Origin of the sequence: Mesorhizobium sp. M2D.F.Ca.ET.226.01.1.1, from assembly GCF_004022705.2 — a bacterium.
Classification (GTDB): Bacteria; Pseudomonadota; Alphaproteobacteria; order Rhizobiales; family Rhizobiaceae; genus Mesorhizobium.
This window is the reverse complement of sequence record NZ_RZOY02000002.1, coordinates 629328-652715: the sequence shown is the minus strand read 5'-3', so window position 1 is coordinate 652715 and position 23388 is coordinate 629328. Positions and strand designations below refer to the sequence as shown.

Sequence of the window (23388 nt, the reverse complement as noted above, 5' to 3'; positions counted from 1 at the left end):
ATGCAATATAGGCGCTATATCGAGGGCCTTAGGGCCGTTGCTGTACTTCCGGTCGTACTCTTTCATTTCGGAATTTCGGCGATCCCGGGTGGCTTTAGCGGGGTCGATATCTTCTTCGTCATCTCCGGCTACCTAACCAGCGGAAGCCTCCTGGATGACCTTGAACGCGGCCAATTTTCCATCGTCAACTTCTACTGGCGCCGTGCCCGGCGCATTCTGCCGGCGCTCGTCTTTGTGATGCTTCTCACCTGCATTGCAGCATTGTTCATTCTTCTGCCACCGGATCTGCGCGGATTCAGTCTTAGCATCATAGCTACCTCGACCTTCTGGTCGAACGTTTTCTTCTGGAAAACGTCAAGTTACTTCTCTATCGATGCCGCGCTTCTACCACTGTTGCACACTTGGCCGCTTTCCGTAGCGGAGCAGTACTACATCTTCGCACCAATCCTGATGTTCCTAATCTATCGCTACATCGGGAAGCGCTGGCTGACGACACTTCTTCCGATAATTCTCTGCAGCTTCGTAGTGGCGGTGATGGCGACATCGCTGGCACCCACCGCCGGATTCTATCTGCTGCCGACCCGAATCTGGGAACTCATGTTGGGCGCCCTGCTCATGCTCAAATGCCCCTCGCCGCTGGGCAACCGATTCCTGATGGAGTCGGTGGGGGTGGCCGGATTTGGCCTTCTCGCCATCGGGTTCTTCGCGATTTCGGCGAGTGATCCGTTCCCAGGCTACAACGCCTTGTATCCATGCATCGGAACGGCCCTTCTGATCTATGTTGGCCAAAATACCCCCTCGACGGTCGCCACCCGCATGCTCGAAGTCCGGCCGCTGGTCTGGATTGGGCTCATCTCGTATTCGTTGTATCTTGTTCACTGGCCTCTCAATGCGTTCGCGCACTATCTTTCGTTCCAAAAACTCGATCCGTTGATGACCGGTGCGATGTTGGTGGCAAGCCTCGCATTGGCTGCATTCTCCTGGAAGTTTGTAGAGCAGCCGTTTCGACAGAAGAGGGCCTTCACCTCCCCGGGGCCTATCTTCGCCTTTTCAGCGCTCGCGATCGTTGTCCTTTGTGCCGGCGGAGCGGCGGGGGCGCTCGGCAATGGCTTTCCGCAACGGTTTCCGGACTATGTCCAGCGGCGCATTTCCGTCGGGGACTGGAGGAATGGCATCTGTTTCAACGAGGGCACCAGCCGGATCGAAAGCTGGAATATGGAGGATTGCACGCGCACCAGCGGTTTTCCAACAACGGTTTTTTTGTGGGGCGACTCCTTCGCCGCGCACTATGTTTCCGGCTTGGGTGCTAACATAAATCGATTGCAGGCGAACATCGTTGAATATACGTACGCCAGCTGCGCGCCGATACTCTATTACTACCCTTACGATCGTCTTGATTGTGTCCGGTTCAATCGCAAGGCCTTGGACGTCATCTTGGAAGCGGACATCAAGACGGTTATCCTCAGCGGTAGATGGAGTGACTATGAGGTCAGAGGTTTCGACGGTCTTCAGCAAACAATCGCTACGCTTCGTGCCCTGGGCGTGCGCGTGTTTGTCATCGGCCAGTCTCCGCAGTTCCCAACTGACGTCCGGAAAATTGCGTTCTTCGCCAAGCGCCAAAATCTGGACGATACGTCCTGGCCGATCGCGATGGACCCCGACATCAACGAACGTGTGCGCTCATTTACCAAAGGCGCCACATTCATCGATCCGCTGAAATTCCTGTGCAGCGCAGGACGCTGCGCCTATTCCGATAGAGGAGAGTTTTTATATTTCGACTATGGTCATTTCTCTTCAGCCGGCGCCACACTGGCAATCTCGAAATACTGGCCGGCTTTTGGCAAGGACAATGCTCTTCCTAAGACGAAGTAGCGGCTCAGCGGCTGACAAGCACCAGTACGGGTCCCAGTGATAGCTCCTGCTTCCGCAGCAGCCGCGACGATGGAGCTGTTCAGGTTTAAGGCCCCCCGATAGTGACCTAGGATGGGTGCTGCCACGCGGCTCGGACTCAGCGTGCATTATCACGTAAATGTTGAGAGAATGAATGGCGCCGCGAAGGGCAATTCCAGCCGTCCAAAGCGACAGGCGTGTCGCGGCCTCGACATTGCAGTGGCGCTTACCTAACACGGCCTCACACTGCCCTCTAAGCGGCCCCGAATTTGAACTGACGGCCCCTGGCCGGTTCATCGGGCAGGTCAAGGGCTAGGTGTAGTACACAGGGCTCATAACTTTCAGTTTCTAGTTGGTACGATGGGCCGTGGACGGTCGATGCAGACTTCAAGATGGCGAACGAAGCTCTCCATGCGTGCGTTGTCGAGGCAAGTGCCTTTGCCATGCTCGCGACTGGAGAGATTTCAAAATGAGCCTTGTAAGCGGAGAATGCCGCCGACGCTGTTCGGCTTGCTCGTGCCCTTGACGGCGGTAGGCTCGGCAGGGCCGAGGCCAGAGTTGCCGTAGTGGTCGTAATCGACCTCGGCTGTGACCGTGAAGCCGGGAACGACCATGTAGGCGACGTTTGCAGCCACACCAGCATCCTTGAGCTGATCACCCGAGACCTGAAGGTTGAACGAAGTTTTCTCGTCAAACTCGTAGGTGGCGCCCGCCCAGAAAGCCCACTGGCCGTTCCAGATTTTGTACGAGCCGCGCCCATGATTGGCAATTGCGCCGTTTGAGTCCTCGTTGAGACTGGCATTGGAACCGTAGCCGAAGAGTCCAAACAGCGACAGCTGGTTTGTGACAGCGACGTCGACGCGGATCTTGCCGGCAAAAGCTTCGTAATTGCTGTCATAAGCCGCGACGCCGGTGATCGAGCCCCAGCCTTGCGTGTATTTCAAGCCGGCGACAACGTGCGGAATATAGCTGTCGATAGTACCGGCTGAGCCCGATCCTTGTTCGAGCGAAATCACAGTCGAAATGCCGTTGCCGGCGTCGAAGTGGTACTGAGCCACGTTGGTGTCGAAGCCGGCCGACGGAACGAGCATACTATCGAGAACGTCGCCAGCGTAGCTTACAAACGTATCGAAGGCCGACCCCTCCTTGCCAACTCGCAGGCCTCCCAGCTCGACCCAGGCAGAAGCCAGTGCGAGGCCGCTGTTGAAATCATAGTTCTGAGGACTGTCATGCGAGTTAGCGCTGTTGCCAAAATTCACGTGGGTTTCGGTATAGGTCGTCAACGCGCCGAGCTCGGTCTGCTGGCCGGTCCAAGTTTTGAACGTGAAGCGTGTGCTGTTTCGCCAAGTGCCTTGGTCCTCGCCAGTTCTCACGTCCGAGGTTCTTGCGCTGTCATACGATCGGACGTCACCCAGGCCGATATCGTAACGGACATAGCCGCCGATGCGCAGGCAGGTCTCGGTGTTGGGAATATAGGAATATCCCGAGCCGAGGACGTCGCAGATCTTGATGTACTCGGCCGGTTCCCGCTCGGCGCCAGCTGCTCGACCGACGGAAACGGTCATCAGAGCAGTTAAGCCGAGAAGAGGACTCTTGATGTACATGTCTAGATCTCCATGAAGGAATAAAAAGGATAGAGGCGAAAGAGCAAGCTTTTCCTCTAAATTTTGTGCGTGTTGTCTCCAATATGTGGACGCCAAAGCGCTTCACACGAGAGGTGAGCCAGCGTAAAAGCCACATGTACTTATAATAGTGTTTTCTGTTAGGAGATTCATTATCGTTTACATGTGAAACACTCCGGTCGGACCGCTGCAGCTCTCCGAAATAGAGCAGCAAGCGACATGCCAACCTGAAGCGTAAATGCGGCCGACACCAAAATCGGGCCGACGCGCCTTCGTCTCGCTGGAATCACTTTTTTTGAGGGTCACTGCGAAAAGCAATGTGCGACACGGTTCGCCATGTTCGATATGTGACAGTCTCGTTTAACAGCGACGGCTTCCCGTCTGACCGCAACGGAGGCCGCGCCATGCGCTACCGAGAAGGATCACTGCGCGTACGCTCCGCAAGGGCTGCGCCAGGAACAGAGGGCGTGCGCGTCCGAGGCGTCGCATGGTGGCCGCAGCACCTTTTCGCCGCTGTAAGTTCGCCGTGCAGGTACATTGCGCGGCCGGAAGCGAGAGGGAGCGCACCCTGAAACGGCTGCCTACGGCTCGCCTCGAGTAATTGGCGATGAACAGCATTCTCGAGAACTTAGTCTCGACGGAAAGAGCAACGAAAGGAAGCCGCTTGGACGAGCACGATCCGAAGGAAGAACCGATCGAGACCATTTTCCGCAACGGCACAATCACTGCCGTGGGTATCCTGCTTGCCTTTTCGCTCGGCTTCCTCACTCATTGGGCCGCGAACCCCTTGCCATGGCAACTCTACGATCTGTTCGCCGTAGTGCCGATCCTGCTCGGCATCGCACTGCAGATGAGAGCGCTGTCCATGCTGCTCGACATGAGTTCCTTGCGGCGCCCCATCTACGAACGCGCCAATCGCATTTTCATGGTCGGCCTCATCCAGACCGCGTGTGGCGTCGGCATGGCCATCTTGGTCGATCTTTTCGGGATATCGGTAGGGGGCACGCTGCCCGGCGCTTGACGACAAGCCACACCGCCGCTCTTCGCTCGAAGCGACGTCAAGCCGGGGAACCTTGTGCACCCCCTAGCGGCGTCCTCCTTTCATCAAATGAGCCGACGTCAGCTTTAGAGCGTCTCGGTGGCTAAAGCCGGTATGGTTTTTCGGCCGGCAGGGAAGGCCGCTGGCTGGACCTGGATGGCGTCTGAACGAGGCTTGACAGGTCCGTTGCGTCGGACATGAATTTCGCATTGCAAAGTTCTTCCGCAGACGCCTCAAGCACACTGCACTGGCGTCACGTACTACTCAGACGTTGAATGCGGCACCGCACCATCACCTCAGGCGCAACCATGGCACGCGCGCTCCCCGGCGTGGTTGACCCCATCCTGTCCAAACGAGACTGCGACATAAGCGGGACGCACTGACTTAGGTCAGAGACCAGGACGAGCGCGCAACGAAAGAATGATGGATCAGCGACGTGGGATGACAGCTCCTTGCACACCTCAATCCTGACAAAGTACCGGGACCCCCGGCCGCCTTGGTATACCATCTATCCGACTGTGCCAGACTTCTCTGCGGCAGTTGGTGCTGACGATTATGAGGAATGGCTGGGGGGCCTCCCGGCCGACGAATCGGTGTCGCTCTATTTCCACATTCCGTTTTGCCGATCCATGTGCTGGTATTGCGGCTTCCCTACCGCGGTCATCCGTCGCAACGGCCCGATCCTTAATTATTTAGCGGTGCTGCGTCAGGAGATCAGTTTGGTGTCGGAGCAAGTGCGGCAAGGGCTGCCGGTGAGCGATGTGCATTTCGGCGCGGAACGCCTCACCTTATCGGGCCAGCCGAGCACTTGGCGCTGATGGAATTTCTACGCCGCCACTTCGCTTTCAGCAAAACTGCTGCGATCACCGTGGAGATCGATCCCCGAACGTTCACACCGGAAATGGCCGAAGCCTTGGCAGCTAACGGTGTCAACCGCGCGAGCATCGGCGTGCAGAGCTTTGATCCCGATGTGCAAAGGCGATCAATCGGATCCAGAGTAAGGTGCAGACGGCCGCTGCAGTCCAAAATCTCCGCCGGCATGGCGTTGGCCATATCAACTTCGACCTCATCTTCGGTCTACCGAAACAGACTGTGCAGTCCTGCATCCAGACCGCGATGGCTGCGGTCGCCATGCGCCCCAACCGGCTTGCGGTGTTCGGATACGCGCATATTCCTTCCGTGATAAAGAACCAGCGCCTATCGAGCAGGCAGGTCTACCGGACGGCGATCTTCGCGCCGAACAGGCTGCAGCTGTCGCCGAGACACTGGTTGGCGCTGGCTACCGGGAGATCGGGCTCGATCATTTCGCTCCGCCGGACGACGAACTCGCGCTAGCGCAGAAGACCGGGCGCGCCTACGGCGTAATTCGCTGGGATACTCGGCCGATACTTGCAAAACGTGATCGGCTTAGGCGCGTCGGCTATTGGCCGAGTCCGCGAGGGGTATGTTCAGAACGAAGTAACACGGGATTCTTACGCCCGGCACATCGCAAGTGGACGTCTGGCGACATCAAAGGGTCACCGTCTGACCGACGATGACCGGGTGCGCGCAGCGATCATCGAGCGACTGATGTGCGATTTGGAGGCCGACGTGCCGACCATCTGTGCCGCCCACGAAATCGAACCAGCTCGTTTTCTCGATTCAGTTGAGAGTTTGGTGACGCTGGCTGAGGAGGGGATCCTGGACGTCGAAAACGGCTTCATCCGCGTGCGGCCGGAGCACCGCTTTGTTGTTCGCGCCGTTGCTGCTGCATTCGATGCTTTTCTCGCGAATCGATGAGTTGAGGCCACGACGCCGAAAGGCATCAAACCTTGTTTGGCGCTCGTCGGCATGGGCTCTCGCAGAAGACTCCGCAAGCGTATGCAGGGGACTTCCACTTGACGCCGCGTTCACCATCATCTCGCCTGGGTGCGCGCGAAAGCGCACAACCCGGAGCACGCTGCTCTCGGTGTGAGGCTGTGCTCTGCAAAGCACCGGTGATCCACCCTGTCCCTGGACAGCAGCTTGATGGCGTCATCTTGGAGGACGAGAAAAGATTGTCGAGGTACGGGTACGAATTGCCTCGGTCGTCCGTTCAATCGAAAGCACTGTCTGCGGAGGCACCTCTCCTTCATGCAGTGACAGGAGATGCTGGGCGACTTCCTTATCTGCTGCGGTGAGTCGATGATTTAGGCGGAGAAAGTCCATCCAGGTGGGGGTGCGGAATGTCTCCGTCCAAAGTGACGGTGTTTGCAGATTTCGCTGGAGCGTCCAGTTTCGTGCACCGGCACGGCTCTGGACGTGTCGCCGCGTGCGCATGGAGCCCAGAAAGGCCTCGATATTTTCCTCCGATATCAAATACTCGACCTTGGCCACGATAGGGCCACTTCTGGGTTTCAGATCGAGAGCCACGTCCGGCGGATGAAAAACTGAACTTTCTTGATCGGTTTCTTCCCAGGGACGGACCGGCAACACGATCCCCGCTGCTGCAACCAGCAACAGAGCGCCTGCGGCGCCCTCCAATGCTAAGGTCAAGGAATAGTTTTGCGCGACAGAACCCCAGATCCAGCTGCCAGCAGCCATACCGCCTGCGCTCAAGGCGTAGTAAATGGAGAGCGTGCGGCCTACAACCCACCTTGGGCTTGCCAACTGCACCGACACGTCAATGCCCGTCCAGGTGATAAGCCAACCCGCTCCGCCGAGCGCCAGCGAAATGGCCGCCACAGGAATCGACGATGTAAGGGCAAGGGAGAGGCAACAGACTGCACAAGCCACAGAGGCGAAGGCCACCAGCCTGTTTTGAGACGTGACCTTCCTCAAGAAGCCGTTGCCCATGCCCGCGATGAAAGCACCCATGCCGAAGCCGGCCAATAAGATACCGTAGACAATTGGCCCACTCTTCAACTGATCCCGGACGACGAGGGGGAGCAACGCCAGAATGGAGATGCTTGCCAATCCGAAAAGAGCGGCTCGGGCGGTCGCTGCCCTGATCTCCAAAGACATCGCAGTAAAGCGCACTCCGTCATGAATTGCCGTCGTCATTCTCTCACGAGGGAGAGGCGAAGAGCGGACCTCCCATTTGGTGCGCCATATCGCGCTTATGGGCGCCAGATCACTCACCGCAGCCAAGGCGAAAGCGGCCAGCGGCCCAAAGACGGCCAGGATCACGCCCCCCAAGGCCGGACCAACGCTGCGCACAATGTTGTATCCGACGGACATAAGCGTCACTGCGGCCGGAATGTCGCGTTTGTGAAGGATATCGCCGACCGAAGCGTGCCAAGCCGGATCATTCAAGGCAAAGCCGCAGCCGGCCAGGAAACCTAACCCGAGAATCAGCCAAGGACTGACAAATCCCAGACCCACAGAAATCATCAGCGTCGTCGACGCCGATGCTATCAGGCAGTGTCCCGCAAACATCACCCACCGGCGGCTGAAGTTGTCGGCAATGGCTCCGGCGAAAACTGAGAGGAAGAACACCGGCAATGTGGATGCGGCCTGGACGAGTGCCACCATGAGGTCGGACGCTGAAATCGTTGCCATAAGCCAACTGATGGCGACCGTTTGCACTAGCCAACCGAGGCTGGAAATCTGGGTGGCCGCCCAAATTGAGCGAAACACCTTGTTTCGAAATGGGGCGAGCGTCTTTGAAACGGGCGGTTGAGGATTTTCGCTCTGCATGAGGTATTGCTGGCCTTCGATGAGCGCTGCGATTTGAGCAAGCGGGTCGATACTTAGACATCGCGGAGCACCGCACGGAACCCAGCTCTATGGAGCTTGCCGGCGACTATTTACGTATTGAGCCATTCTCATAGTCTCATTCATGAGCAGTCCTGTGCGCAAGCATTGCTTTGCTAAATTCCCACCACAAGCGCGCCGCCGCTGAGACCCGCACCCGCTGCCGCCAAGAGGACTTTCTCGCCAGGCCGAAACGGCTGCGCCCGATGGGCCAGCGACAATGAGAGCGGGATCGTCGCGGCGGAAGAGTTGCCATATTCGGCGATCGTCTTGACGATCGAGTGATCAGCGATGCCGAGGTTCCTGCCGACCGCGTCGAAAATGCGCGCATTGGCCTGATGCGGCACGAAACGATCGAGGTCTTGCGGCCTCAGTCGGGCAGCAGTGAGCGCATCTCTCGAGCAGGCGGTCATCATCTCCACGGCCTTGCTGAATACTTCACGGCCGTCAGTGATCGTCATCCGTGTCTGCGCGAGGTCGAGGTCGGCATGGAACGGAGTGTTGCTTCCCCCGGCGGGAATCTGGATTAGCCCGTAGCGCGAGCCGTCGGAATCCACCGAAGCGCCGAGAATGCCTCGATCCGGGTCATCGCAAGGACTGATCACCATGGCGCCGGCGGCATCGGCAAACAGCACGGCGCTGGCGCGCTCGGCCAAATTGATGCGGTGGCTGAGGATGTTGGCGGCGATGACAAGGCTCGCTTTGCCGTGCAGGCGGGTGAACCCGTCGGCGAACATCAGCGCATAGATGAAGCCGGCGCAGGCGCCGGTCAGGTCGATCGCTCCGGCGCGGCCTAGCCCCAGCCGATGTGCGACCAGCGGCGCGCTTGGCGGCAGAAGGTGATCGGGCGTCGACGTGGCGAGCAAGAGTAGACCGACGTCGCCGCGGTCGATACCGGCATTGGTCAGCGCCATGTCGCCGGCAGAGGCGGCAAGGCCCGACAGCGTGTCTTCGTCTGTTGCCCAGAAGCGCGAGCGAATTCCGGTGCGCCGCTCGATCCAGCCGGGCTCAAGCCCGAGCCGGTCTTCGATTTCCGGGTTCTCGACCTTGCGCGCCGGCGCATGATGGCCGAAGCCGAGAACGCGCGACGATAGGTTCATGGCCGCGAGCCGAAGCGTTCGCCGGCCTCCTCTATCGCGTCATAGAGCCCGCCCAATTCGTCGCTGGTGATGCAATAGGGCGGTAGAAGATAGAGGACATTGCCGAGCGGGCGCACAAGTAGCCCCCGCTCAAGGAAAAAAGCGCGCAGTTTTGGCCCGATCTCGGCCAGATAACCGGCTGAGCCGGTGCGTAGGTCGAGTGCCGCGATGGTGCCGGTTGTCCGGCAGTCGGTGAAATATGGATTGACCCGGAAGCGTTGCAGCCCGGCGGCCTGCCTCGCGCTCAAGACCGCGATCCGCTCGGCCACCGGCTCGTCACGCCAGATCTCGACATTGGCAAGTGCTGCCGCGCAGGCGATCGGATTGGCGGTGTAGGAGCTCGAATGGAAAAACGTCTTCTTGCGATCCTCCGAAAAGTGAGCGTGGAAGATGGCATCGGTGGCGATCGTGGCGGCCAGCGGGATGGTACCACCGGTCAGACCTTTCGAGGTGCACAAGATGTCGGGCGAGACGGACGCCTGTTCGCAGGCAAACATGGTTCCGGTGCGCCCCCAGCCGGTCATCACTTCATCGGCGATCAGCAGCGTGCCGGAGGCTTCGGCGATCCTCTTCAATTCGGCAAGAACCCAGGCCGGATACATCAGCATGCCGCCGGCGCCAAGCACCAGCGGCTCGACGATCAGCGCGGCTGCGCGCCGGTCGCGGCTAACGGCCTCGAACCGATCCAGCGTTTCCTGCTCGCGCCCGGCGGCCGGGAAGGGGATGGCGTCGACCTCGAACAGCAAAGGATCATAGGCGGCGTTGAAGACGCCGCGGGCGCCGACGCTCATCGCCCCGATCGTGTCGCCATGATAGCTGTGCTCCATGACGGCGATGCGCGAACGCGGCGCGCCGATGTTGCGGAAATAGCCGAGCGCCATCTTCAGCGCGACTTCGACTGAGGTGGAGCCACTGTCGGAATAGAACACCCGGTCGAGGCCGGCGGGTGCGATGCCGATAAGCGCCTCGGCCAGCCGTTCGGCCGGCTCGTGGGTGAAGCCCGCGAAGATGATCTGGTCGAGGCTCGACGCGGTCGTCTCGATGGCCTTCATGATGCGGGGGTGGCGATGGCCATGGGTGACGACCCACCAGGAAGAAATCGCATCGAGGATGCGGAAGCCGTCGGCCTTGTGGAGATAGGCGCCTTCAGTCAGCACGATTTCAGGGACCGAGGGCTCTAGCGCGTGCTGCGTGAACGGATGCCAGACTCGAGACTCCGCCATCAGTCGCCTCCGGCAATCATGGCCAGGTCGAAGCCGGAAATCATTGCATCTCTCAACGTTTCACCCGTCAGCGGACCGAGGTGCGGCAGCCTGCCCAGCTGCGGCACGCCGCCGAATTCCACGATTGTCCTTTGTGTATCGGCCACCTCTTCGCCAATGAAGGCAATGCCGATGAGCGGGATGGAGCGGGCTCTCAGGGCCTCGATCGACAACAGCGTATGATTGATGGTGCCAAGCGCGGTGCGGGCGCACAGTATGACCGGCAGCCGCCATTGTTCGAATATGTCAATGAACCTTGTCTGTCGATTGAGCGGCACCATCAGCCCGCCGGCGCCTTCGATGACGAGCGGTGTCGGCAGGACCGGAAATGAAAGATCGTCGGCCTCGATCGCGACGCCGTCGATTTCGGCTGATCGATGCGGCGACAGCGGCATCGTCAGTCGATAGACTTCGGGCAGCACGCGTCCGTCGGGCAAGCCGGAAAGCCGGGCGACGACCTCGCTGTCGGTCTCCTCGTTGAGGCCCGATTGCACCGGCTTCCAGTAGAAGCCGTCGAGCAGCCCGGCAAGTCCGGCCGAAAACACTGTCTTGCCAATTCCAGTGTCTGTTCCGGTGACGACGATGCGTTTGGTCATGCTGTGGCCAACACTCCGACGAGAGCCTCGACCATGGCGGAAATGTCGGCTTCGTCGACGTTGAGAGTCAGCGAAATGCGCAGGCGCGACGTACCCTCAGGCACTGTCGGCGGGCGAATGCCGCGTATGTCGAAGCCGCGTGCCTGCAGTCCTGCCGCCACCGCCATGGTGCGGCTGTTATCGCCGATCACAAGCGGCTGGATCTGCGAACCGCTGGGCATCACGCCGCAGCGTTCGGCCAATTGCCGGCTCGCGAAAGCGACACGCTCGTGCAACTGAGCACGACGCATAGGCTCGTCAGACAGAATAGTCAGCGCCTCACGTGCCGCGACTGCCATCAGCGGCGATGGTGCGGTCGCATAGATGAATGGCCGGCACCGGTTGATAAGATAGTCGCACAGTGTTCGCGGTCCGGTAACGAGCGCGCCGGATGCGCCAAGCGCCTTGCCGCATGTGTGGAGCGTGACGATGTTGTCGCGGCCTTCATACGCGGCGGCCAGTCCCCGGCCGTCCGGTCCCCAGACGCCGGTGGCATGCGCTTCATCGACGACGATGAATGCCTGGTACCGATCAGCCAGCGCGACCAGGCTCTCCATCGGCGCACGGTCGCCATCCATGCTGTAAAGGCTTTCGAAGGCGATCCACACCCGCCCCATGCCGCCTTCGGCGCGCCAGCGGGTGATTGCGTCCTCGACAGCGTCGACGTCGTTGTGCGCGGCCAGCTTGAACTCAGCGCGCCCGGCCTGGGCACCCTCATGCATGCTGGCATGAGCGAGCTCGTCGAGGACCAGCAGGTCGCCTTTCTGCGGCAGGGCCGTCAGCAGAGCGAAGTTGGCGATATAGCCGCTGCCGAAGAACAGTGCACGCTCGGCTCCGAAAAATGCCGCTGCGTCCGCCTCCAGTTGCTCATGTTCCGGTGCATTGCCGCGCAACAGCCGCGATCCGGTGGCGCCCACTGGCGTGCCCCGCGCAATCGCCGTCGAAACCGCATCGCCCAGTCTTTTGGAGGCGGCAAGTCCGATATAGTCGTTCGACGAGAAGTCGAGCCCGGCGCGCGGTGCGAGCGTCCGCAACCGGTCCTTGCGCCCCAGTCCCCGCAAGGTTGCGTCATAGCGGGCAAGAATTGCCTCCTTCATTGCGTGGCGAGTTCCATAGGCTCAATGCCGAGGCGCCGGAACAGAAGGGTATCCTTGTCCTCGCCGGGATTTCCCGCCGTCAGCAGCGTGTCGCCGACAAAGATCGAATTGGCCCCGGCAAAGAAGCACAGCGCCTGCGTTTCGTCGCTCATCGCCGTCCTGCCGGCGGACAGCCTTACATAGGATTTCGGCATCATCACCCGCGCGAGCGCAACGATGCGGACGAAATCGATCGGATCGATGGCGTCGGCCGCGGCAAGCGGCGTGCCTTCGATGGGAATAAGCATGTTGATCGGCACGCTTTCCGGCGGCTCGGGCAGGTTCGCGAGCGTGACCAGCATGTCGATGCGATCGGTCTTTTCTTCTCCCATCCCGACAATGCCGCCGCAGCAGACTTTCATCCCAACCGCGCGCACGTGCCCAAGCGTTTCCAGCCGGTCGGCAAAAGTCCTGGTTGAAATAACCTCGCCATAGTAGCGCTCAGAGGTATCGATGTTGTGGTTATAGTAGTCGAGACCGGCCTGCTTCAGGCGAGCAGCTTGCTCAAGATCGAGCATGCCGAGCGTCATGCAGGTCTCCATGCCGAGGGCCTTGACGCCCTCAATCATGGCGACCACAACCTCCATGTCGCGCTCCTTGGGACTTCGCCACGCCGCGCCCATGCAATAGCGCGTTGCGCCGCCATCACGCGCCATGGCCGCTTCGTCGATGACATGCTTGACGTCCACCAGCTTCGACGCCTTCACACCGGTTTCGTAATGCGCAGACTGGCTGCAATAGCCGCAATCTTCGGGGCACCCGCCGGTCTTGATGCTAAGGAGCCGCGACAGCTGCACTCGGTTTCGATCGAAGTTCTGGCGGTGGATCGTCTGAGCTAGGAACAGCAGATCGTTGAATGGCATGCCGTAGATGGCCTCGGCCTCTTTGCGGTTCCATCGCGGAGGCGTTCCATCGACCGATTGCATGGTCTGGTTCACGTCGAACTCCGAGTTCATTCCAATCGTCATCGTCAAACCTTTGTTTGCTAGTCCGGTACGCCTTCTTGGCTTTGGGGCGCACTCGCTAAAGGCGAGCTGCGGCACGTCTTTCCAGCACCTCCTACGCCTGCCGAGCTGATGTTGCTCCTCACGCCGTAATCCTCAGTTCAAGTGCTTGCAGATGTTCTGGTGGTCCGGCATGTCCAGGCCGATGTCGAGGATCGGGGCGCTGTGCGTCAGCCAACCCATGGAGATGAGATCGACACCGGTCGCCGCAATCGCCGCCGCCGTTTTCGGCATCACCCGACCGGACGCCTCGGTGATCGTACGGCCATCCACTATAGAAACCGCGCGGGCAAGATCCTCGACCGACATATTGTCGAGCAGCACCGCGTCAACACCAATCGCGAGCGCTGCATCGAGCTGCTTCAGCGTGTCGACCTCGACCTCGACCTTCACCATATGCCCTGCTGCGGCGCGCGCCCGCTCTATTGCTGTGCGGATATCGCCGGCGATCGCGATGTGGTTGTCCTTTATGAGCACGCCGTCATCGAGGCCGAACCGGTGATTGGCACCGCCGCCGACGCGCACGGCGTATTTCTCCAATGCCCGCAGCCCGGGCGTCGTCTTTCGCGTCGATACAATCCTCGCCTTGTGACCGCGCACGGCCTCAACCATGGCCGCTGTGGCAGTGGCAATGCCGCTCAGCCGGCATAAGAAATTGAGGGCCGTGCGTTCGGCCGTGAGCAGGCCTCGTGCGGGTCCGGACAATCTTGCAATGGTTTCCCCGGCCCCAACCTCGCTGCCATCAGGGCGCCAGATCTGGATGTTGATCGCCGGTTCCACGAGAAGGAAGGCATACGAGACCAGATCGAGCCCGGCAACGACGCCCGCCTGCCTCGCTTTGAGCACCAACGTGGCAGTGCAATCATACGGGATAACCGCATCGGTGGTCAGGTCGCCGGATCTGCCCAGGTCTTCGAGGAGCGCAACGCGCACAATCGGTTCGATCAGGGTCGCGGGGAGGGGGGAGAATGAAGTCATATCAAGTGCTCCGTATGGTAGCCCGGCAATCGAGTGCGGCCGCGGCCCGCATTGCGCTGTGCAGTGTCAGCCGTGATGGGCGCACGTTGGCATCGTGGAGCGGGAAATCGGACCGACAGTGCGCGCCTCGACTCTCTTCCCGCCTCAGGGCCGCCGCGGCGATCATCAGTGAGACCAAAGCCGGACCAGAGGCAGCGACACTATTGGCTGCGATCGGCAGCAGGGTCGCCACCGCTTCGCGCATTGCCTCGCCGTCGCGGATGATACCCAGGGCGGCGGAGACAATCGGGCGGACCACGGAAGCGTCTGGTCGTGGAGGGACGAATGTGGAGCATCTGCGCGGTCGCCGGGTATACGACGTGCCGGCAACGCTTTCGGCAACCCAGCTCGCGGTGACCGCCGCTTCGGTGAGCGAGTTGCTGGCCAGGCGGTTGGCGCCGTGCAGGCCGGTACAGGCCACCTCACCGCAGGCCCACAATCCCTCGATGGAGCTGCGGCCGGCGCTGTCTACGGCGACGCCGCCCATGTGATAATGTGCCGCCGGGCGCACCGGGATCAGGTCGGTCGCGGGGTCGATTCCTGCGCTCCGGCACAATTCGGCGATGCCTGGAAAACGCTTGCCAAATCTCGGGCCGAGACTTTGCCGTGCGTCCAGGAATACGCGGCGTCCAACGGCAAGCTGGTGCCAAATGGCGCGCGCTACGACGTCGCGAGGCGCAAGTTCACCGCCAGGTGTGTCGGCGAGGAAGCGCTCTCCTCGCTCATCGATGAGCACCGCGCCTTCGCCACGCACGGCTTCGCTCACCAGCGGCATCGGCCGGCGCGGACCGTCGAGCGCAGTTGGATGGAACTGTATGAATTCCAAGTCGGCGAGTTCCGCCCCCGCCCATGCGGCGAGCGCCAGCCCGTGACCCCATGAGCCAGCGGGGTTTGTCGTGTCGCAAAACAGCCCGCCGACGCCGCCGGTCGCCAGCACCGCGCGACGCGTGGGCAGAGCGAGCGCGCCGGCTCGTCCTGCTGCGACCACGGCGATGACCGACCCGTCCTGCACGACCAGCCGGCGGACCTCCACATTTTCGATAATGGTGATCGAGGCTGTACGCCGAACCGCGGCGACGAGCGCGCGCACCAACTCGCGACCGGTGGCGTCGCCGGCTGCATGCACAATTCGCCGTCGCGAGTGTGCCGCCTCGAGCCCAAGTCGCAACGCGCGGTCAGGGTGCTGGTCGAAGTCGACGCCGAACCTTTGGATCGTCCTAATCGCTTCGGGTGCAGCTCGTACCACTCGCCGCACCGTGGCCTCATCGCAGAGTCCGTCGCCGGCAGCTATCGTGTCGCAAAGGTGAAAATCTGGGCCGTCGTCGCCCCCGAGACTTGCCGCAAGACCGCCCTGGGCAAGTTCACTGCAGGCTCCGGTTCCAAGCGGCGCGTTGGTCAAAAGCACGACCGGTTCCGGCGCCAGATGAAGCGCCGTCATCAGGCCGGCAATGCCGCCGCCGATGACGACCGGCGCCCCGGCGATGTCGCGAACCTCCAGACTCATAGGGAAAGCATGCGCTCGACCGCGCGGCGGGCGGGGCCGGCAATTTCGGGATCAATCCGGACCTCATGCCGGTTCTGCTCGAGTGCGGCGCGAATGTTGGCCAGGTTGATGCGCTTCATGTGCGGGCACAGATTGCATGGGCGAACGAACTCGACGTCGGGATGCGCGACCGCGACGTTGTCGCTCATCGAACATTCGGTCAGAAGGACGACACGCGTCGGTTTCTCACGCTCGACATAATCCGACATCGCCGCGGTCGAGCCGGAGAACTCCGCCTCCGCGACAACGTCTGGTGGGCATTCTGGATGGGCCAGCACGATGACGCCTGGATGGGCATCGCGCAGTTCCCGGATGTCTGCTGCGGTGAAGCGCTCATGCACCTCGCAATGGCCTTTCCAGGCGATGATCTCGACGTCTGTATCGGCTGCCACGTTCCTCGCCAGATATTCGTCCGGGAGCATCAGCACACGCGCCACGCCAAGCGATTCCACCACCGCCTTGGCGTTGCCGGACGTGCAGCAGATGTCGGACTCCGCTTTTACGGCGGCGGAAGTGTTGACGTAAGTAACAACGGGGACCCCCGGATACCGCAGCCGCATTAGCCGCACGTCGTTTGCCGTGATCGATTCGGCCAGCGAGCAGCCGGCGCGGAGATCCGGGATGAGCACGGTCTTGTTCGGATTGAGCAGTTTTGCCGTCTCGGCCATGAAATGAACGCCGGCAACCACGATGATGTCGGCGTCGACCGTCACCGCCTTGTGGGCCAACGCCAGGCTGTCGCCGACGATGTCTGCCACGCAATGAAAAATTTCGGGCGTCTGGTAATTGTGCGCCAGCACCACCGCATTGCGCTCACGCTTCAGCGCTAAGATGGCTTCAATATCGCCGGCGAACGCGAGCCATTCAACGGGTGGGATCACCCGCCGGACACGCTCATACAGGGACGCAGCCATAGGTAACGCCCCAGTCATTGGCGCCTCGATTATATTCGGTTTGACAATAAGGGAATATATCTACCTTGACTATAAGTATGTCAAGCCCGCGCCAGCGGTAATTTTGTCCCGGCGATAGCCCTGTCGTCGAGGACGGCATGCCGGAAGCGATAAAGCTTCGCCGGTCGGCCGCCCGTGTCGAGGGAGGTCTCCCCGGTCTCCTCAACAAGTTCCTGCTGCTCGACCAATCTCCGGAAGTTCGGCTTGTTGATCAGCCTGCCAGCCAAAGCTTCCACGGTTCGCTGCAGTTGCAGCAGCGTGAAGGAAGGCCGCATAAGCTCGAACACGACCGGCCGGTATTTGATCTTCGAACGCAGCCGCGCGATCCCGGTTGCCAGAATACGACGGTGGTCAGCGACCATTGGTTTGCCAGCCGCGGCCGCAATCGCGTCCCTGCCGCCACCGGCCTCCTCAATCAGACCAGCTTCATAGAGCAACTCGTAGCGTTGGAGCGTGAGTTCCTCGTTCCAATGGCGGTCGTCGAAGCCGAAGGCTATCGCAGCGCGCTGCCGGCGCTCGCGTTGAGTGGTCGGCTCGCTGGCGCCGCCGGCCCACTCAATCAGGCGGGGCCGCAATCTATCGAGCAGCACAGGCGGCGTGCCGAAGCGGTGGTCCTCCCAGGGAAAATATTCGTACCAACTTTGCCAGCCGCACGCGGCCGAGTTCGTTGCCTGTTCCTTCCTGGTCAATGCGAGATAGCTGATTGAGATGACGCGCTGGTGGCGCTCAGTGCCGATGCGATCGCGATCGGCGAAGGTGTAGAGTTGCTCGATGTATCCAAGTGCATGGCCGGTCTGCTGCTCCACCCACCCCCTCAAACCCGACTGCAGTGATCGATGCTCAAGGGCAAAAGGTCCAGAAGGGAGGGTGTCCGCATGACCGACTGTGAGGACACAGGGCTCACTGTCGTTTACGGCGACCACGACGGCAGTCAGGTCCACTTTGGCTTCGTCAGCTTTGACGGCGGCTTTGCCTTTCTTGGTTCTTCTTGTCTGAGGATCCATGTTTGCGAAAGCGGGTTGGCCCAACGGAGCGCCTTAATCGATTGAATGTAACCTTGGAAGCCAGCACGTCAACACCAGAGTACTCAAGCGCTGTTTTTAGCTCTTCGCAGTCGCACAAAAATATGCCAAACGCGACACCCGCTGTTGGTAACGTAAGGGAAGGGGCCTCGGTTGAGCGCGGCTGGTGAGATAAAAGGGATGACTCCTCCAGATATTCGATCGCGAAAAGGCCAGACGCCACTTGTATGCTTGACGGCCTACACCACGCCGGTCGCGAGGCTGCTCGATCGCCACTGCGACATCGTTCTTGTCGGCGACAGCGTCGGCATGGTGCTGCACGGCCTGTCGTCGACGCTGGGGGTCACGCTCGACATGATGATCATGCACGGACAGGCCGTTCGCCGCGGCCTTGAACACGCGCTGATGGTCGTCGACCTGCCCTTCGGTTCCTACGAGGAAAGCCCAGAGCACGCTTTCGGCAACGCTGCGCGCGTGATGGGTGAGACCGGTTGTTCAGCGGTAAAGATCGAGGGCGGCGAGACCATCTCGGAAACCATCCGCTTCCTTACCGCGCGCGGCGTACCTGTCATGGCCCATGTGGGCCTGACGCCGCAGGCGGTAAACACGTTTGGAGGCTATCGTGTGCAGGGCCGGGGAGCCGATGCAGAGCGGATCAGGCGCGACGCCAGGGCGGTAACCGAAGCGGGCGCCTTCTCCTTGGTGCTGGAAAAGATACCGGAGCAGCTTGCACGGCAGATAACCGCCGATATCGACATACCCACAATCGGCATCGGTGCCTCGCCAGCTTGCGACGGCCAGATTCTGGTGAGCCACGATATGCTCGGGCTCTTCACCTCATTTCGGCCGAAGTTCGTCAAACGCTATGCCGAGCTCGGTGAGCAGGCTGAGGCGGCAATCGCCGCTTACGCCACCGATGTGCGGAACCGGCACTTTCCGGCGGTCGAACATCTCTATGTCAACGCCTTGAAGGCCGGTGACTTCACATGAGCGTGCCGATCGCTCGAACCGTGAGCGAGCTGCGCGGCGTCGTTGCGCAATGGCGTCGCTCGGGTGCCACGATCGGTATTGTGCCGACCATGGGAGCCTTGCACGACGGGCATCTGAGCCTCGTGCGGAAGGCGCTCGAAAGGGCCGAGCGGGTGATCGTGACGCTGTTCGTAAACCCCAAGCAGTTCAACAGCCCCGCCGACCTGATTGCCTACCCTCGGACGGAAAGCGACGATGCTGCCAAGCTCGCTCTGCTGGGCACGCATCTGCTCTATGTGCCGGACACAGAGGAAATGTACCAGGTGGGCTTCGCCACGGCCGTTTCAGTGTCCGGCATCAGCGAATGCCTTTGCGGCGCATTCCGGCCCGGCCATTTCAATGGCGTGGCGACGGTCGTGGCCAAGCTCTTCCTGCAGGCCGGCGCTGACTTCGCCTTTTTTGGCGAAAAGGATTTTCAGCAACTTCAGCTTGTCAGGCGCTTGGTCCGGGATCTCGACATTCCGATCACTATTGTGCCCTGTCCGACAGTCCGCGAAGCCGATGGTCTTGCGCTATCGTCGCGTAACGTGCGGCTCTCCCCAGCCCAACGCGCCATTGCCCCAAAACTAGCATCGGTCCTGCTCGATACGGCCGAGCGGCTTGCACGCGGCTCCCCCATCCTGCCTACGCTTGATGAAGCGCGTGCAGCAATTCTGGCTGCCGGCTATCGCGAGCTCGAATACCTGGAGCTGCGCGGAGAAACAGACCTGCAATCGTTAGCAAGCCTTGACCGACCGGCACGCTTGCTTGCTGCGGCTTGGCTTGGCGACACGCGGCTCATCGATAACGTCGCAATATCACCCATCGGTAGTTGGTCAGGTGGGCGGAGCTCTCTCCAATCGGAAGCAGCACAGCAATTGCGGTGATGACGGCGGCGCGTCGTATGCCCTGCAGGGACAGGCCATCATTTAGAACCACGTCTCCGTCGGCTTCCAGCAACCTCCGCGAGGTACGCTAAGCGCAGATGCATCGCGTATTTGAAACCTTGGTCGAGCAACTCTCTGCAAGCGTCGATGCCGTCGATCTCCATGAGGCAATGGCGTCCGCCGCAGCCGGGTTCGACTTTCCGCTCTTCGCTTATTTCACCTACCCATCCGCTTCCGGCGACAGGCCGCGATTGATCTCGAATTATCCATCATCATGGACATCACATTACCTGCAACAGCGCTACCACAGCGTGGATCCCGTGATCCTGCGGGGACTGCGGGGCTGGGATACCTTCGACTGGGGTGTGGACCGCGATCACCGTTATTTGCCGACCTCTCAGCAGGAAGTCCTGGAAAAAGCAGCTGAGTTCGGCATTCGCGGCGGACTGACCATGTCGATGCATGATCATCGCGGCCGGTTCGCCGCACTGACCTTCGCCTCCAACGAGGCGCATCCGCCATTTCTGAGGTCGCTGACGCGCTACGAAAAAGCAATGCAACTGGTTGCGATCAACGTTCATATCCATGCCCGGCGCAGGCTCGCCGAAGATTGCGTGGTAGATGGCATAACGCTCACCCGGCGGGAGTTCGAGTGCCTGAAATGGGCGGCGTGCGGCAAGTCGGCCTGGGATATCAGCCAGATTCTCGGTGTCTCGAAACGCACCGTGACCTTCCATCAGGAAAACGCCAAGGCGAAGCTTGGCGTGCGAACCATCAACCAGGCCGTAGTGCGGATGGCTGCTCGGGCGAGATCCTGATCCTCTCCAAGTCTAGCTGTAAAGGTCTACAGGCTGCATTCATGACGGCTTTGCCCTTCGATTGCGTGGACACATCCCGCACGGAGACGACAATGATGCAGCTGATAACACCCGACTGCTACGCCGAGTTTGCGAGCGAACTCAAGGAAATGCACGGACTTAGGTATCGGGTTTTCAAGAAGCGGCTCGATTGGGAAGTGCAGACCGAAGGCGAAATGGAAACGGACCCGTTTGACAGCCTGAACCCCGTCTACCTGCTTCTCAAGGGGTCCGATTGGCGAACTTGCGGCTGCGTCCGCCTTTTGCCGACCACCGGACCGACAATGTTGCGCGATACGTTTCCGACGCTGCTGGATGAGATGGTGGTCCCTGCGAGTGCCGATATCTGGGAGAGTAGTCGTTTCGCGCTCGATCTCCCTGCGACAGCGCCGAAGGCAGCTGGCGGCCTGGCCCAAGCAACCTACGAGCTCTTCGCGGGGATCATCGAATTCGGCTTGGCCAACAATCTCTCCGGGATCGTAACGGTGACAGATACGCGCATCGAAAGGATCCTTCGTCTCGCCACCTGGCCGTTGTCACGTATCGGACAGCCCAAGCAGGTCGGCAACACCGAGGCAGTCGCCGGCTTCCTCGATATTTCCTACGCCAGTCTCTTGCGCATCCGCTGGAGGGGACGCCTCAACGGGCCGGTGTTGTGGCAACCAGTTCTCATCCAATCGGCATAGCGCCTGCGGATGCTCAGCCGTGACTTGAGTTAAGTCTGCTCACGGCCGCCACCGCCGCCGTGAGGGTGAGCGGACCCGCCCCCACGAGCTTTCGACTGTTCCGGTCGATTGGCTCGCGCGGCCGGACTTTGGATTTCCGTAGGCGCAACCCGCAGTCCAGCGTGAGCACGCCAAAATGGCGCCCCTCCGCTTCGTCCAAAGAAGCCAACGTGGCTTCTGAGGTCGTCTTAGAATATTGGACCGGCCGCCGTGAGCGATCGCAACCTCAAACCTTTGCCGGTATGCCGGTTTGGCCGGACCGTCGGCCAGTCGGAGCAGTCCCCTGATAAGGACCCGAGCTGACGCGCGGTCCAACAGCGCCCGAGCCTATGCTTTGTGCATTACCGTTCGGTTGGCCATGTCGTCCAAGACCGCATGAAGAAGGCTTCCAACCTCCTGCGCAGCGAGCTCTGGCGCAATTCCTACATCGGACAATTGAATGAGCATTTTCTTGGCAGCACAGCGCCAGAACGCACTCGCCGCCTCGCCGTTCTTGGTCTCGAGGGCCTGGGCGATACTTTCGACCAATATACGTCGCCGATGCAGCGGAAATACGCAAATGTTTGATTCATGCATCAATCACCTCACAGATTCAGTTCCACAAAGAAAAACACCGGCGTCTTCAAAAGAGCCCCGCTAGCGCGGTGACGGTTCGCGGCGACATGACGAGTTCCACTTCCCCATCGACAAGCTATTGGGAGATGAGCCGCCGGACCGCATATCCGGGACCGCACATAAGGTGAACCACCATTGCTCATCCGGCTGCATTTTCCTGGGCCGTTCGACGAGGCGTTCCAGCCGAATTGACGTCCAATGACTTGATCTCTGAAAGGGCAGGGCGGTACGAATCACCCGATTGTTCCGCTGCTTACATTCCTGCGAGCTTGTGTATGAACGATTAAAGCGTGCCCGAGCCGTTCTTGGTGGCCGCCGCAGAAGGGAATCATGTCATCCGCTGCCTATCGTAGGCGGCGCGACTTCTAGCATGACTGCACTGCCCCGACAGGGCTTTGCAATCGCGCGTTTCGAAGCCTATGCTTTGGCATCGGCCGGCATTTACTTCGGTGCAGCCGACAGTAAGACGTACGCGCTCTTGCCCCGTTGGAAGAGAGCCTTGCCCGATCCCTCTTTCGCGACCAGGTGCTGAAGCCCTCACCCCGCAGGACTTCGCGCTTTTGCGACCATCGCTGCATCACGTCGAACCGGGCATCAAGGACCAGTTGGAGGTCGCGCATCAGCCGATCAAGAACGTATATTTTCCCGAGAGGGGCATCGCGTCGGTGGTCGCCACCATGACCGGCGGGCGGCAAGGTGAAGTCGGCATTGTCGGCTATGACGGGATGAAAGGAATTGCCGTCATTCTCGGAAAGGAAAGCACTACCTGGCGCCTGCCGGTTGAAAACCTTCGCCCTGCGATTAGCCCGTCGCTTCGCACCTCAGTGCTGGATTATGCCCACGCGTTCCTCGTCCAATCATGCCGGACGGCACTGGTCAATGGCCACTCCAAGATCGAAGAACGGCTGGCCCGCTGGCAGCTGATGGTCCACGACCGTGCGGAAGGAGATAAGATCCTCCCGACGCATGAATTTCTGGCGACCATGCTCGCGCCCACCGCCCGGGGTCACCACGGCCCTGCAAATGCTTGAGTATCGAGGACTGGTGCACGCCAAGCGCGGCGAGATCACGATCATCGACCGTGCCGGATTGATAAAGCTCACACATGGCGCTTATGACAAGGAGGAGCAGCGTTATTTCGGCCTGGCCGCTGCCTGAAGCATGTCGGTTGAAACGGGTTCAGCCGACGTCTCCTTGCCCCTCACCAGGTCGCCCAAAAGCATCAGCGGTTTTGAACGAATCGCAGCTATTGTCCGCAATCGGACATAGGCTTGAAGGCGGTCGAATTCGTGCCATAAGTCGGGTTGGTCAGGGTTCAGG

The 23388-nt window shown here is 60.5% G+C and carries 20 protein-coding genes and 1 pseudogene; 9 read left to right on the top strand and 12 right to left on the bottom strand.

What is annotated here, in order from left to right; genetic code table 11:
* Entirely contained in the window at positions 1 to 1872 is a 1872-nt protein-coding gene (locus EN869_RS06970; protein WP_126080682.1) for an acyltransferase family protein, read from the top strand.
* A gap of 482 nt (positions 1873 to 2354) precedes the next feature.
* On the opposite strand, the gene EN869_RS06965 is transcribed toward EN869_RS06970, so the two are convergent.
* A complete protein-coding gene (locus EN869_RS06965; protein WP_126063922.1) occupies positions 2355 to 3494 on the bottom strand; it encodes a porin in 1140 nt (379 codons plus the stop codon).
* 682 nt (positions 3495 to 4176) lie between these two features.
* On the opposite strand from EN869_RS06965, the gene EN869_RS06960 reads away from it, so the two are divergent.
* Positions 4177 to 4533, top strand: coding sequence for a hypothetical protein (locus EN869_RS06960; RefSeq protein WP_024505577.1), 357 nt, complete (start codon positions 4177 to 4179; stop codon positions 4531 to 4533).
* Between the two features lie 470 nt (positions 4534 to 5003).
* A pseudogene (hemN, locus tag EN869_RS06955) lies at positions 5004 to 6330 on the top strand (oxygen-independent coproporphyrinogen III oxidase).
* 234 nt (positions 6331 to 6564) lie between these two features.
* On the opposite strand, the gene EN869_RS06950 reads toward hemN, so the two are convergent.
* The 10 genes from EN869_RS06950 to EN869_RS06905 all read right to left on the bottom strand — a co-directional run bounded on the left by EN869_RS06950 (position 6565) and on the right by EN869_RS06905 (position 17958).
* On the bottom strand, positions 6565 to 8208 hold the full coding sequence (locus EN869_RS06950; RefSeq protein WP_126063923.1) for an MFS transporter: 1644 nt from the start codon (positions 8206 to 8208) through the stop codon (positions 6565 to 6567).
* Between the two features lie 173 nt (positions 8209 to 8381).
* A complete protein-coding gene (locus EN869_RS06945; protein ID WP_126063924.1) occupies positions 8382 to 9365 on the bottom strand; it encodes a beta-ketoacyl-ACP synthase III in 984 nt (327 codons plus the stop codon).
* On the bottom strand, positions 9362 to 10627 hold the full coding sequence (locus tag EN869_RS06940) for an adenosylmethionine--8-amino-7-oxononanoate transaminase (RefSeq protein WP_126080683.1): 1266 nt from the start codon (positions 10625 to 10627) through the stop codon (positions 9362 to 9364). Before EN869_RS06940 ends, EN869_RS06945 begins: the two co-directional genes overlap by 4 nt.
* Positions 10627 to 11262: a dethiobiotin synthase gene (gene bioD, locus EN869_RS06935; protein ID WP_063169254.1), complete on the bottom strand. Its 636-nt coding sequence runs from the start codon at positions 11260 to 11262 to the stop codon at positions 10627 to 10629. Before bioD ends, EN869_RS06940 begins: the two co-directional genes overlap by 1 nt.
* On the bottom strand, positions 11259 to 12398 hold the full coding sequence (locus EN869_RS06930) for an 8-amino-7-oxononanoate synthase (RefSeq protein ID WP_024505572.1): 1140 nt from the start codon (positions 12396 to 12398) through the stop codon (positions 11259 to 11261). The genes bioD and EN869_RS06930 overlap by 4 nt, the downstream gene beginning before the upstream one ends.
* A complete protein-coding gene (bioB, locus tag EN869_RS06925; protein ID WP_245454882.1) occupies positions 12395 to 13363 on the bottom strand; it encodes a biotin synthase BioB in 969 nt (322 codons plus the stop codon). The genes EN869_RS06930 and bioB overlap by 4 nt, the downstream gene beginning before the upstream one ends.
* Positions 13364 to 13537: 174 nt before the next feature.
* A complete protein-coding gene (nadC, locus tag EN869_RS06920; RefSeq protein WP_024505570.1) occupies positions 13538 to 14419 on the bottom strand; it encodes a carboxylating nicotinate-nucleotide diphosphorylase in 882 nt (293 codons plus the stop codon).
* A gap of 1 nt (position 14420) precedes the next feature.
* Positions 14421 to 15962, bottom strand: a complete 1542-nt coding sequence (locus EN869_RS06915; RefSeq protein WP_024505569.1) for an L-aspartate oxidase — start codon at positions 15960 to 15962, stop codon at positions 14421 to 14423.
* Entirely contained in the window at positions 15959 to 16933 is a 975-nt protein-coding gene (gene nadA, locus EN869_RS06910; RefSeq protein ID WP_126063925.1) for a quinolinate synthase NadA, read from the bottom strand. The genes EN869_RS06915 and nadA overlap by 4 nt, the downstream gene beginning before the upstream one ends.
* A 62-nt stretch (positions 16934 to 16995) precedes the next feature.
* On the bottom strand, positions 16996 to 17958 hold the full coding sequence (locus tag EN869_RS06905; protein ID WP_126063926.1) for a hypothetical protein: 963 nt from the start codon (positions 17956 to 17958) through the stop codon (positions 16996 to 16998).
* 171 nt (positions 17959 to 18129) lie between these two features.
* On the opposite strand from EN869_RS06905, the gene panB reads away from it, so the two are divergent.
* The 4 genes from panB to EN869_RS06885 all read left to right on the top strand — a co-directional run bounded on the left by panB (position 18130) and on the right by EN869_RS06885 (position 21414).
* Complete coding sequence (panB, locus tag EN869_RS06900; RefSeq protein ID WP_126063927.1) at positions 18130 to 18966, top strand: 3-methyl-2-oxobutanoate hydroxymethyltransferase; 837 nt, start codon at positions 18130 to 18132, stop codon at positions 18964 to 18966.
* On the top strand, positions 18963 to 19871 hold the full coding sequence (gene panC / locus EN869_RS06895) for a pantoate--beta-alanine ligase (protein WP_024505565.1): 909 nt from the start codon (positions 18963 to 18965) through the stop codon (positions 19869 to 19871). The genes panB and panC overlap by 4 nt, the downstream gene beginning before the upstream one ends.
* 98 nt (positions 19872 to 19969) lie before the next feature.
* The gene (locus EN869_RS06890) at positions 19970 to 20689 is read left to right on the top strand and encodes a LuxR family transcriptional regulator (protein ID WP_126057768.1); all 720 of its coding nucleotides are present in this window, start codon (positions 19970 to 19972) and stop codon (positions 20687 to 20689) included.
* 92 nt (positions 20690 to 20781) lie between these two features.
* Complete coding sequence (locus tag EN869_RS06885; protein WP_126057769.1) at positions 20782 to 21414, top strand: acyl-homoserine-lactone synthase; 633 nt, start codon at positions 20782 to 20784, stop codon at positions 21412 to 21414.
* Positions 21415 to 21780: 366 nt separating this feature from the next.
* On the opposite strand, the gene EN869_RS34995 is transcribed toward EN869_RS06885, so the two are convergent.
* On the bottom strand, positions 21781 to 22029 hold the full coding sequence (locus EN869_RS34995; protein ID WP_063169245.1) for a DUF6074 family protein: 249 nt from the start codon (positions 22027 to 22029) through the stop codon (positions 21781 to 21783).
* A 599-nt stretch (positions 22030 to 22628) separates the two neighbouring features.
* Between EN869_RS34995 and EN869_RS06875 the strand changes: the two genes are divergently transcribed.
* Together EN869_RS06875 and EN869_RS35460 are read left to right on the top strand one after the other, a co-directional pair.
* Positions 22629 to 23099: a hypothetical protein gene (locus EN869_RS06875; protein ID WP_245454734.1), complete on the top strand. Its 471-nt coding sequence runs from the start codon at positions 22629 to 22631 to the stop codon at positions 23097 to 23099.
* On the top strand, positions 23092 to 23226 hold the full coding sequence (locus tag EN869_RS35460) for a hypothetical protein (protein ID WP_256754986.1): 135 nt from the start codon (positions 23092 to 23094) through the stop codon (positions 23224 to 23226). The genes EN869_RS06875 and EN869_RS35460 overlap by 8 nt, the downstream gene beginning before the upstream one ends.
* Positions 23227 to 23388: the final 162 nt, after the last annotated feature.